Source organism: Desulfovibrio desulfopostgatei (genome assembly GCF_053570645.1).
The window spans coordinates 3,017,346-3,028,495 of the sequence record NZ_JBRBQS010000002.1; the positions used below are offsets into that span (position 1 = coordinate 3,017,346).

The window sequence follows — 11,150 nt, forward strand, 5'->3', positions numbered from 1 at the left end:
TTGGGTAGGAAGGGGAAAACGAAGGAGCGAAGTGAGGAAGCGCCGGGCTGCGGATGCAATCCGGCAGAGCCTCAGGCCTGACTGGTAATCAGGTACATGGCAAGCTGGGTATCGTGCCCGCGCACGCCAAGTTTGCGGCGGATGTTTCTGCGGTGGGTCTGCACTGTCTCCGGCGAAATACGCAGGATGGCGGCAATCTCCTTGGTCGTGCGCCCGGTCTGGATCCACTGGCAGATTTTAAGTTCGGCGAGGGTCAGCTTGCCCAGCCCCTTGTCTTTAACCATCTGCTCCTGCGCGGAACCTGTGCCGCCAAGGATGCGCTCAAGCTGCTCGCGCGCAAGCTCGATTCCCTGTTTGCGAGCCGCTGCATCCTGCTCCCTGCCCAGCTCCGCCAGGGCGGGCCACAGGAAGCTGCGCACGTTTTCGGCCAGCTCATCGCTCTGCTGGCAGCGTTCTTCCTCTACATGCCGCAGCACGTTGCGCAGGGTGATGTTCAGCTCTTCAAGGCGCTGCTTTTCCTGCTGAAGGTCCTGCGTTTGCCGCTGCACCGCGTCTTCGAGCATTTCCCTGTGCAGCACGTGCGGCGTTATGTTGTTCAGCAGCAACAAAAAGTCGCCGGAGCTTGCCATGCTCAGATCGCCCAGCGAGGCCATGGAAAGCCGGAACACCAAGCCATTGCCAAAGGGCGAAATCTCGACAGTCTGCCCCACCTTGTAGCGGGCAAAGAATGTTTTTGCGTCTGTTTCTTCCAGGCCGAGAGCATCCCAGACGTATTTGTTTTCAAGATTCTCGCCCGCGTACTGCCGCAAGGAGCGGTTGGCGGTGACTATGCGGCAGGCGGAATTCATGACCAGCACGCCGTCGGATGTGGCGTTGAACACGTTTTCAAAGCGGCATTTTTCAACGGTCAGCAGGCGAAACAGCTCGTCCTGATCAAAGGTGTGGGCGCACTGGGCCGCCTGCATGCAGGTTTCCATCCACACAATTTCAAAAGCCTGACTGTAAACCTCCACCAGCCGCGCGGCCAGGGCCGCTGCGCGCTCCGTTACCTCAGGGGCGAGGCGCGGCAGGGCCTCAAGGGCATCCTGCACCGCCAGCGTGAAGGTCTTGTAGCAGCCCAGAAACATGCTGCTGGTGATGCCCCGCCGCAGATGGCGCAGACCCGAGCTTTTCAGCGCGTCGGCCCAGCCGTCGGCATTGGTGCGCAGCGTTTCGAACGAAGGCGGCGTGTTGCGGTCGGCATGGCCTTTCATCGCGTCCAGCAGTCCGTCGCAGGAGGTCATGCAGTCCTCCCGCCGGGCTGTGGTAAAGGACAGGTAGCCCGCAGCTTTCATGCGCAGCGTCCACTGCCCGAGAAAAACCTCGGCGCAGTCGTCAAAGTGGTTCACCGCGCCAAGCGCGCACCGCCACTCTTCGCCGCTCAGGTCAAAAAGACCGGAAGACGCATTCTGCTCCGCTAGGTGGGATGTATGACTATCGGAAGTCGCTTTTGACATGGCTGCCTTAACGCGCATGGGGCTTGCAAAAAGGGCTGCGCGGGATTCAGGGCAAGGACAGGTTGCGGGCGTGAAACAGATCGCGGACATGGGACGGGTGCGGCATGCGCCAATGATTACCGGGAACGCATGAACCTTACAAAAATGTGACGCACAATCACTCTTTCTGTCAAGAGCGTGAAAGGGCAGTGCGCGCGTGACAGACAAAAGGCTTGCAATAAAAGCAATTATGGGCGCTCCCGCCCGAATGCATGGCAGGAAGGAATAGGCATAAGGGGCACCAGTGTTGCTAATGAGCAATCCAGCGCCCCAAACAAGGGACAGGGAAGGGACAAAATCTAGAAATAAACAGAAAAAGGACTCATGCAAATCATGCATAAGTCCTTGAAATCTATATGGTGCCGAGGGACAGAATTGAACTGCCGACACGGGGATTTTCAGTCCCCTGCTCTACCAACTGAGCTACCTCGGCCCATTAGGGCTTGCCGCCAGAGCGTTTGCTCTTTCACAGCGGCTGGAAAAGTCTTCTATCTACTTGCGTTCACTTTGGCAAGCTTTTTTTTAAGAATTTTGCACAACGGCTTGAAATATGGCTTTCTTCCGGCCATACTTTCCCCCGTCAACAGATCAAATCAAGGATTTATCGTGCCTTTTCACAGCCCCATCCCCCCAACCTTGCGGGATCTCGATGCCCTGCGCAACATTGGCGTCAGGCGCGTCATCATGCAGGCCCTTGTTACCGGCGGCGTCACTGGCGGCGTTATCGGCCTTTTTCGCCTTGCTTACGACCACATCAACGCCGCGCTTGTGCACACCATACGCCAGCACGACCTTTATGACCCTGTTGTGGCTGCCTGGATTTTCGGCGGTTTGGCGATCTTGGCTCTGCTGGCACTGCTGGCCCTGCGCCTTGAACCCCTTGTGAGCGGCAGCGGCATTCCGCAGGTGGAGCTGATGGTGCGCGGGCAGATGCGCATGAACTGGCTGCGCGTGCTGCTGTGCAAATTTGGCGGAACCCTCGTTTCCCTCAGTGGCGGCCTGTCTGTGGGCCGTGAGGGGCCTTCCATCATGATGGGCGCGGCCGTGGGGGCTGGCGTGGGGCACCTGTGGGGCGAGCGCAGCGGGCAGAGCCTGCCGCGTTATCTTGTGGGAGGCAGCGTTGCCGGGCTTGCCGCCGCCTTTGGCGCGCCCCTGGCGGGCATGTTCTTTGCTTTTGAAGAAATGAAAACCATCCTCAGCGCCCCCATGCTGCTGTTTACGGGCGTGTGCGCCCTTGCCGCGTGGTTTGTGGTGCAGGTTCTGCTTGGATTCGGCCTGGTGTTCCCCTTTGCGCAACAGCCCTTCATCCACTGGACGCAGTGGTGGATCATCCCCTTTGTCGGCATTGGCATGGGCGTTCTGGGCGCTTTTTATAATCTGATACTGCTGCGGCTCACCCATTGGGCCGACCACAGCCCCCTGATGCCCCGCCCTTTGCGCGTGCTCCTGCCCTTCATGCTGGCTGGCGCGCTGCTTTACCTCTGCCCGCAGGTGCTTGTGGGTATTGGCTTCAGCACCTTGCAGCTTGAGAGCCTGCCCCTGCCCTTGCTGGGCCTGTTTGGCCTGTTGGCGGTAAAGATGGCCTTTTCATGGATAAGCTTTGCCTCCGGCGTTTCCGGCGGCCTGCTGATGCCCGTGCTGCTCATGGGTTCCATTGGCGGGGCATGCATGGCCTCGGGCCTGCAATCTGCCGGAGTTATCAGCCCGGAACAGACCGCCACAGTGCTGACCCTCGGCATGACAGGCCTTTTTGCCGGTTCTGTGCGCGCGCCGCTGACTGGCGCATTTTTGCTGCTTGAAATGACAGGATCGTTCCACAATATTCCCACGGTGGTGCTTACGGCCTATATTGCCGCCTTCACCGCCAATGCCCTGCGCTCCGAGCCTGTGTACGACAGTCTGCGCGCCCGCTGCCTTGATCTGGCTGGCGCGGCAGCCCCAAGCGACAAAAATGGCAATGATACCGATGCGTCAGGCAGCGCAACACAACTGCAAAAATGAAAGGTCGTGCAAAAGGCGCACGATGCCGCAAAAAATTTATTCATATAACTATTTGTTATACTTGAATTTTTAAAAAAATGCTTGCGTTTTACAATTGGAGTGTCTATGTTCACCAATTGTAAAACCAACCGCGCCCCATGGAGTAGGTATGACCCGTAAAGACCGCACAGAAGGCATATACAGCCGCCGAGAAGTACTGGACGAAAGTGAGCGTCGTCAGTACTGCCTTATTCAGCTCAAAGATTTGCTCTCCTACGCATACCGCTATTCAGAAGACGTTAAAAAACGCTTCGACCGTGCGCAGTTCAATGTGGAGAAATTCAAAACACTTACCGATATAAAGCACATTCCCATCCTGAAGAAGAAAGAACTTATCTTCCTTCAGTCCATGGGGCCGCGCCTGGGCGGTCTGCTGACCAAGGATATCGGCGAGCTCAAGCGCATCTTTTTGTCGCCTGGGCCCATCTTCGATCCCGAAGACCGTGGAGAAGACTACTGGGGTTACACCGAAGCCTTCTATTCCGTTGGCTTCCGCCCCGGCGACGCCGTGCAGAACACGTTCAACTACCAGTTGACGCCCGCTGGCCTCATGTTTGAAGAGCCGCTGCGCAATCTGGGCTGCGCGGTTATTCCCGCCGGCCCCACAGACGCCGCCACCCAGCTCGACATCATGCAGAAGCTGCGCGTCTCCGGCTATGTGGGCACGCCCAGCTTTCTCATGCACCTTGCGCAAAAAGCCGAAGAAAAAGGCCTCAACCTGCGCAAGGATCTTTTCCTCGAAGTGGCCTTTGTCACCGGCGAGCGCCTGTCTGAAAAGATGCGCTCCCAGATGGAAAAGAAGTACGACCTCGTCATGCGTCAGGGCTACGGCACCGCCGACGTGGGCTGCATCGGCTACGAATGCTTCCACAAAACCGGCCTGCACATTGCCAACCGCTGCTACGTGGAAATCTGCCATCCTGACACGGGCATCCCGCTGAAGGACGGCGAAGTGGGCGAAATCGTGGTGACGGCCTTCAACAAGACCTACCCGCTCATCCGCCTTGCCACGGGCGACCTTTCATACATCGACCGCAGCCCCTGCGCCTGCGGCCGCACCAGCCCGCGCCTTGGCAGCATTGTGGGCCGCGTGGACACCACCGCCCGCATCATGGGCATGTTTGTGTACCCGCATCAGGTTGAACAGGTCATGAGCCGCTTTGAAGAAATCAAGCGTTGGCAGATCGAAGTCACCAACCCCGGCGGCATCGACGAAATGACCCTGTTTGTGGAAACCAGCGGCTTCAAGCGCGAAGAAGAGCTGCTGCACCAGTTCCGCGAAAAGATCAAACTGCGCCCCGAACTGCGCGTGCTGGCTCCCGGCAGCCTGCCCCCGCAGATCAGACCCATCGAAGACAAGCGTCACTGGGATTAACCCGCAGATATACGCAACAAGCCCGGCCAAGAGCCGGGCTTGTTTTTTGGCAATTCCAAAAGAACCGCAAGCGGCGTGGAAAAGAAGCAAACCACTTTTTCCACACTGCAATTTTTACAGTTTACTTTACGTATCAAGCCCAAGCGTCATATCAAACCACTGCGCCCCGCCATGACTTGATTTCGAAATTCCATCATTCATATAACCAAAGCATTCGTAGTAGCGAATCAGTCGCTCTTTGCACGTCAGTATGACTTTCTTTTTGCCTAACTTTTTAGCTGTTTGCACAAAATTCTTCATGAGCTGGGAGGCAATGCCTTGCTTCCGAAATTCTGGAATCACAGCCAGCCCGAAAACAGTTAGGTTTTCCCCAGTCTTATTGTGGTGAGAGGTGCTATAAAAGAGTTCATCGTATATGACGGGGCTATCGGTAGCGCATCCGTTAATATACCCTACCAATCTACCGCCAACTTCAGCCACAAGAAAAGACTCAGGAAAAGCCGCAATCCTTTCCTTAAAGGAGGCCCGTGAGGCGGCTTCAGCCGCAGGAAAGCACACGGATTCTATTTCAGCTATACTCTCCAAATCATTCTGGCGAACACTTCTAACTGCGAATTCTTGCATGTAGTTTACTCTTTATTGGTGATTTTGCTGGCCTGCCCATGTCTCTAGCCGATATGGTTTGCACCAAGTTGATTTCAGCCTGAGAGCACATGGCAAGACTCCGCCAACCAAGTATCACAACGAATCAGTACACAGACTCACGGAAATTAGGCCCATGGGAATCTTCTACCTTGCTTATACACATGCGACCCTTTGTTTTTTCCACATAAACTACAATATACGGTGTGTACTCATTCCTAAAGGACACACTCACCGGCACAAGACTGAGGCTATCGTCCACATCAATGGATTTACCTACAATAAGGTTATCCAGCAATTCTTTTCCAAAGTCTTGCCCCCTAAGATAATAATCAGCGTCACCAACCATCCTTTTATAATCAAGGCGTACTCTTTTTGCTGTACATTTGCACACGTACTTAAATATGGCATCGTCAAAAACAGGACGATCATCTGTCAGCAGCGATTGCTTCATATACCATTTATAAAAATCCTGCACAAAAGACTCCACATCTTGTGCGCGCGCAACTTGTGGGCAGGATTGAAGCAATCCTATTCCAAAAACAAACCATATAAGGAGAAATTTTTTCATATACATTTCCTGCTAATTTAGTATGGGTAGGCATCGGATATGGATGCAATTTTAAATTCTGATCCAGATTTCTTTACATACGCGATTACGACATTATAAAAATCTTTTCCCTTAAATATTACAGGAACAACATACATATCGTCTGTCATCGTAAGAACATTCTTCACAAGCACACGGCAATCTTTATTAAATTGCATCGTTTCGCCCATTTGCGTAAAATAATATAAATCTGGTGATCTTTTCTTTTTGAGATACTCAATAAGTGACTCATCAACATATTCTGGCAACTTTTCCTCTTTAAAAATATCAACTAATTCACAGTACCTGACGAGATACCACTCATAAAATTCCTTAACAAATTCCTGCGGCGTTTGCGTTGCATCTGCCGCATTAGGGCAAAAAACGCCGAGACACAGCATGCTTGTGAGCACGCAAATAAGCATTTTGCGGATGCACATGTATTTATTCCTACGTTGATTTTGCAAACTGCGCCCGGCGAAACACTGTTCACCGGGCGCATGCATGAATAACTTTTAAGCGCGGATTGCGGCCAGCTTTGAATATGCAGAGAAGACATGCCAGCACAAAGGCTCTGATTCAAGCCTGAGAGCACATAGCAAGACTCCGCCAACCAAGTATCACAACGAATCAATACACAGGCGCGCGACGATTGAATCCAATGTTACGCTCTACCTTACTGATACACATATGACCCTTATTTTTTTCCACATAAACCACAACGTAAGGTGCGTATTCTTTGCGATAGCTCATACTCACAGGCACAAGACTGAGACTCTCGTTTACGGAAATTGATTTACCAACCATCAGGTTTTCCAGATCTTTTCGTCCAACGTCTTGCCCCTTCAGATAGTAATCAGCATCATCCCCGCCTACTCCCCTCTTATAGTCAAACTGAACTCGCTTGGCTGTACATCTGCACACGTATTTAAATATGGCTTGATCAAAAACAGGAAGATCGTCTGTCGCCAGCGATTGCTTCAGATACCATTTATAAAAGTCCCGTACAAAAGACTCCACGTCTTGCGCGTACGCAACTTGTGGACTGGCTTGCAGCAAGCTCATGATTATAAATAGGCAGATAAGAAGAATCTTTTTCATATGTTTTCCCTTTAGTATGGGTAGGCATCAGATATGGATGCTATTTTATAACTCGATTCAGTCTTTTTTATATATGCAATCACATAGTACTCAAAGTCTTTACCTTTGAATGTCACAGGAACGACAAAGACTCCATCCGCCATAGAGAGAACACTTTTTACAAAAATACAACTTTCCTTAAATTCCAGTGTTTCACCCATTTGCGTGAAGTAATACAAGTCTGATGATCCTTTCTTCTTGAGATACGCAATGAGCGATTCATCAACGTATTTCGGCAAGTTTTCATTTTCAAGAATATCATTCTGCTCATAATGTTTGATAATATACCATTCATAAAATTCTTTAACAAATTCCTGCGGTGTTTGTGCTGCGTCTGCTGCCTTGGGGCAAAAAATGCCAATGCACAGCATGCTTGTGAGCACACAAATAAGTATTTTACGAATGTGCATATGCTTATTCCTACGTTGATTTTGCAAACTGCGCCCGGCGAAACATTGCTCACCGGACACATGCATGGATAACTTTTAAGCGCGGATTGCGGCCAGTTTTGAACACGCGAGAGAATGCATGCCCAGCACAACCGCGCGGATCTCAGCCTGAGAGCACATGGCAAACCTCGACCAACCAATAATCGTAGTGAATCAGTACGCCTCACCGCGACGGTTACGCCCTTCAATGCGCTCTACTTTGCTGATGCACATGCCGCCCTTCGTCGTTTCTACATATACCACAACACTGGGCACGTATTCCTTTCTAAAGCTCCTGCTCACAGATACAAGACTGAGGCTATTATTTACGGCAATGGATTTATCAACTATAAGATTTTCCAATAATTTTTCATCAACATCTTGCCCTTTCAGATAATAATCCGCATCTGCAACCGATCTTTCATAATCAAGCCGCACTCTTCTCGCAGTATCCTTGCACACGTATTTGAATATGGCATCATCAAAAACAGGATTACCGTGTAACGGCAGAGACTGTTTAATATACCAGCTATAAAAGTTACGCACAAAAGACTTTACATCTTGTGCTTGGGCAAATTGAGGGCTTGCTTGAAACAAGCTCGCGAGCAGAAGCATGCAGACAAGAAAAATCTTTTTCATATTGGTATTCCCGCGAATTAGTATGGATATGCGTCTGAGACGGAATGAATTTTAAATGTTTCGTCTTTTTTATGTACGTAGACGATCACAATTTTTTCTATTGATTCTTTGGTAATTGTAACAGGCACGACAAATACATCGTTTGTCATATGCAGCACACCGCCAACGTGAACTTTAGCATTTTTAAATCCGATAAAGAATGGGCCCATTTGCGTGAAATAACTCATCTCATGACATTTTTCTTCTTCTCTGAGTTCTGCAATCAGCTCCTCATCAACATACTCAGCCAGTTTATCTTGTTTGAGTGCATCCGAGAGATCATAATCTTTTATAAGATACCACTCATAAAATTTCTTAACAAATTCCTGCGGCGTTTGTGCTGCGTCTGCCGCCTTGGGGCAAAAAATGCTAAAACACAGCATACTTGTGAGCACACAAATGAGTATTTTACGAAAGCGCATGCGTTTATACCTCTATTGTCTTTGCCCCCCTGCCCCGGTGGCTGTGTTTGCCACCAGAGAGCCGGGTTTGGCTGTTGTCAGCGGTCACGCCCCCCTAATGAAGGCAATGATTTAACCACCTATATCACTTAGCTCATTTATGGTCGTCGGTAAACAACATAAGGCGCACCATTTTTATAGGCTGAGGCAGCGTATATGCTGTCTTGCTTATAGTCAGATATCCATTGTTTTCCATCAAACATGGCAACATGCCCATCTGGATGCCCTTTAACGGGCTGAAAAACGACAACATCTCCCTTTTGTAGTTTCTCGCCTGGGGCCACGGTGAGAAAACCCGCGTGCCGTAAAATTGGGCCATACCCACTAGCACTGACCCCATTAGGATTGTATGCTGTGTTGAGTCTAATTCCGCCTGCATCAATTGCCTTGTGGACATATTCACCGCACCGACTCTTTGAATGTTCATGCGCCGCATTTTGCAGATGCGCTATAGCCGCGTCGAGATCCCACTTGGGCAATGGCTTGTCATTCGGCAAAATCTCCTCCCTCCGCATCATGCCGTTGCGCGATATGGCAGACCGTTTAAGCTCTTCCCTCTCGCTCATGGCATTGCGACCAACATCTGCCCGATACATAACCTCTCGGGATACTGGCGCTCTCAATTCATGCCCATAGGTAGAATAACCTGCTGCGCTGCCCCCCGCGTTGGTAAACTGACCACCGACATTGCGTGGATGCTTGCTCTCATCCCAGGCCAGCCCGCTGGCATCGTGCCTGTTGACCGGGTCATCCACGCAATAGTCGTAGAGGTCACCATCGCCGCGCGTGTCGTTTGCAGGGTCAAGCGACATAAATCTGCCAATGCGTGGATCATAGTCGCGCCAGTTAAACCGTATGAGGTGGGTGTCCCTGTCTTCCAGCCCGGCGCAAAAACCTATGGGCACATAGAGGCAGGGTAAGGAATCATAAACAATTTTGCCAAAACTGCTGCGCACCACCTCCTTGACCACCTTGCCGTCTGGCCCCACAAACAGGCGTGGCGTGCCCAGATGATCGCAGCAGCACGCCAGCACGAGTGACGACCGCGCCGATGCCGCCCCGGCAGGCGCGCTCCCGGTCATTGCCCCTCCCAGAGCGGACTTCTCCGGCTTGCCAGCATCAGAAGAGTTGCGAAACTGTTGGTATGCAGAGAGGCACTGGCACACTCTTTCCTTACGATTTGCTGCGCCAAACCAGTGCAACCAGCCGTCCGAGCCGTTGCGTTCATTTTCCGGAGCGGCATCAGCAGCCAGAACCGTTTTGCCCAAGGGGCGAATGACTATCCTGCTCAGGGTGCCGTCCGCATCATAGGCATAGCCATACTCCAGCCGCAGTTCATGGTCGCGGAAGCCTGCGAGCCTTGCCTGATCGTTCCAGCGGTATTCGCCAGTAATGTCGTTGTGGCGGTAACGCCTGTAAAGCCTTGTGCCCTTGTAGGCGTAGCGCAGCTCGCAACCATCATTGAGCTCGGCCCTGCCCAGCATGGTACTGCTGCCGTAGGCAAGGCGAAGGCCGCGCTTGCCTGCGATGCTGCTTACCGAACCGTATTTGTCATAGGCATAGCGGTTTTGCCCGTCGCTTTCCAACTGGCCTTTGTCATTATAGCTGTAGCGCGATTTTTCCATTGCGCTTGTTGATGCAGAAGGGCAGCCGTCATACCAGACCTTGCTGCGCACGCGCTGGCCAGAAGCGCTGTATTTATATGTTTCCGCAATGGCAGCGTTGTTTTTTACCTCGGTCAGCCTGCCCTCGGCATCGTAGGCATACTCCAGCACATTTGAGGCCCCGTTAAACTGCTCTGTTTTGCGGGCAATGCGTCCAGCAGCGTCATACTGATACTGGATTTCCAGGCCATTCTGTCTTCTCACCACTTGCGCGTCACGCATAAGAACCTCTTTGTTTTTTGTTCATCCCAAGAATTTCACGCATGGATTTCCAAATCTGCGGGCTGCTAGATTGGTCACCACACTTCAAGTCGGGGTCCGAACAAAATAAATGCCACAAAAATTTTATTATGTAAGACTGAAACATTTCAGTAAACTGGAGGTAAATTTTTGGCGCATGCAGCACTAATAATACGTGATATTTCAGGTTGTTAAAGAGCGATGCAAGAGAGCAAAGAAAGTAGCAAATTTTCACTACATTTATAACTATATGATTTTATTTAATAAAAAAAATGATTAAAATTTGTATTTTTTTACTTCATAAGACTCGCAACTATTCAATATGATACAGTTTCTTGTAAAATAAAAAGTGATGCCT

11 protein-coding genes and 1 tRNA gene are annotated in these 11,150 nt (G+C 51.1%); 2 read left to right on the forward strand and 10 right to left on the reverse strand.

Going from position 1 to position 11,150, the window contains the following annotated elements; all coding sequences use genetic code 11:
* Positions 1-71: 71 nt before the first annotated feature.
* Positions 72-1,496, reverse strand: a complete 1,425-nt coding sequence (locus ACUZ9Q_RS13130; RefSeq protein WP_449248023.1) for a LuxR C-terminal-related transcriptional regulator — start codon at positions 1,494-1,496, stop codon at positions 72-74.
* Positions 1,497-1,892: 396 nt separating this feature from the next.
* Positions 1,893-1,968: transfer RNA gene (locus ACUZ9Q_RS13135), tRNA-Phe, on the reverse strand.
* Between the two features lie 173 nt (positions 1,969-2,141).
* Between ACUZ9Q_RS13135 and ACUZ9Q_RS13140 the strand changes: the two genes are divergently transcribed.
* Positions 2,142-3,536, forward strand: coding sequence for a chloride channel protein (locus ACUZ9Q_RS13140; RefSeq protein WP_449248024.1), 1,395 nt, complete (start codon positions 2,142-2,144; stop codon positions 3,534-3,536).
* Between the two features lie 148 nt (positions 3,537-3,684).
* Positions 3,685-4,950, forward strand: coding sequence for a phenylacetate--CoA ligase family protein (locus tag ACUZ9Q_RS13145; protein ID WP_022659670.1), 1,266 nt, complete (start codon positions 3,685-3,687; stop codon positions 4,948-4,950).
* A 126-nt stretch (positions 4,951-5,076) separates the two neighbouring features.
* On the opposite strand, the gene ACUZ9Q_RS13150 is transcribed toward ACUZ9Q_RS13145, so the two are convergent.
* From ACUZ9Q_RS13150 to ACUZ9Q_RS13185, 8 genes are all read right to left on the reverse strand, one after another.
* Positions 5,077-5,574, reverse strand: a complete 498-nt coding sequence (locus ACUZ9Q_RS13150) for a GNAT family N-acetyltransferase (protein ID WP_215648270.1) — start codon at positions 5,572-5,574, stop codon at positions 5,077-5,079.
* Positions 5,575-5,698: 124 nt separating this feature from the next.
* Positions 5,699-6,163, reverse strand: coding sequence for a DUF3828 domain-containing protein (locus ACUZ9Q_RS13155; RefSeq protein WP_215648268.1), 465 nt, complete (start codon positions 6,161-6,163; stop codon positions 5,699-5,701).
* Positions 6,164-6,180: 17 nt separating this feature from the next.
* The gene (locus ACUZ9Q_RS13160; RefSeq protein WP_215648266.1) at positions 6,181-6,621 is read right to left on the reverse strand and encodes a hypothetical protein; all 441 of its coding nucleotides are present in this window, start codon (positions 6,619-6,621) and stop codon (positions 6,181-6,183) included.
* Positions 6,622-6,811: 190 nt separating this feature from the next.
* Positions 6,812-7,282, reverse strand: coding sequence for a hypothetical protein (locus ACUZ9Q_RS13165; RefSeq protein ID WP_215648264.1), 471 nt, complete (start codon positions 7,280-7,282; stop codon positions 6,812-6,814).
* Between the two features lie 11 nt (positions 7,283-7,293).
* A complete protein-coding gene (locus tag ACUZ9Q_RS13170) occupies positions 7,294-7,731 on the reverse strand; it encodes a hypothetical protein (RefSeq protein WP_215648261.1) in 438 nt (145 codons plus the stop codon).
* A 192-nt stretch (positions 7,732-7,923) separates the two neighbouring features.
* A complete protein-coding gene (locus ACUZ9Q_RS13175; RefSeq protein ID WP_215648260.1) occupies positions 7,924-8,388 on the reverse strand; it encodes a hypothetical protein in 465 nt (154 codons plus the stop codon).
* Between the two features lie 17 nt (positions 8,389-8,405).
* The gene (locus tag ACUZ9Q_RS13180; protein WP_215648258.1) at positions 8,406-8,849 is read right to left on the reverse strand and encodes a hypothetical protein; all 444 of its coding nucleotides are present in this window, start codon (positions 8,847-8,849) and stop codon (positions 8,406-8,408) included.
* 137 nt (positions 8,850-8,986) lie between these two features.
* Complete coding sequence (locus ACUZ9Q_RS13185; RefSeq protein ID WP_215648256.1) at positions 8,987-10,774, reverse strand: RHS repeat domain-containing protein; 1,788 nt, start codon at positions 10,772-10,774, stop codon at positions 8,987-8,989.
* Between the last annotated feature and the right edge of the window lie 376 nt (positions 10,775-11,150).

What these genes read in the sequence shown, in the direction of transcription:
- ACUZ9Q_RS13150 (WP_215648270.1), bottom strand. Translation starts at nt 5,574, where the DNA reads ATGCAAGAATTCGCAGTTAGAAGTGTTCGCCAGAATGATTTGGAGAGT.
- ACUZ9Q_RS13130 (WP_449248023.1), bottom strand. Translation starts at nt 1,496, where the DNA reads ATGTCAAAAGCGACTTCCGATAGTCATACATCCCACCTAGCGGAGCAG.
- ACUZ9Q_RS13180 (WP_215648258.1), bottom strand. Translation starts at nt 8,849, where the DNA reads ATGCGCTTTCGTAAAATACTCATTTGTGTGCTCACAAGTATGCTGTGT.
- ACUZ9Q_RS13145 (WP_022659670.1), top strand. Translation starts at nt 3,685, where the DNA reads ATGACCCGTAAAGACCGCACAGAAGGCATATACAGCCGCCGAGAAGTA.
- ACUZ9Q_RS13170 (WP_215648261.1), bottom strand. Translation starts at nt 7,731, where the DNA reads ATGCACATTCGTAAAATACTTATTTGTGTGCTCACAAGCATGCTGTGC.
- ACUZ9Q_RS13165 (WP_215648264.1), bottom strand. Translation starts at nt 7,282, where the DNA reads ATGAAAAAGATTCTTCTTATCTGCCTATTTATAATCATGAGCTTGCTG.
- ACUZ9Q_RS13160 (WP_215648266.1), bottom strand. Translation starts at nt 6,621, where the DNA reads ATGTGCATCCGCAAAATGCTTATTTGCGTGCTCACAAGCATGCTGTGT.
- ACUZ9Q_RS13185 (WP_215648256.1), bottom strand. Translation starts at nt 10,774, where the DNA reads ATGCGTGACGCGCAAGTGGTGAGAAGACAGAATGGCCTGGAAATCCAG.
- ACUZ9Q_RS13155 (WP_215648268.1), bottom strand. Translation starts at nt 6,163, where the DNA reads ATGAAAAAATTTCTCCTTATATGGTTTGTTTTTGGAATAGGATTGCTT.
- ACUZ9Q_RS13175 (WP_215648260.1), bottom strand. Translation starts at nt 8,388, where the DNA reads ATGAAAAAGATTTTTCTTGTCTGCATGCTTCTGCTCGCGAGCTTGTTT.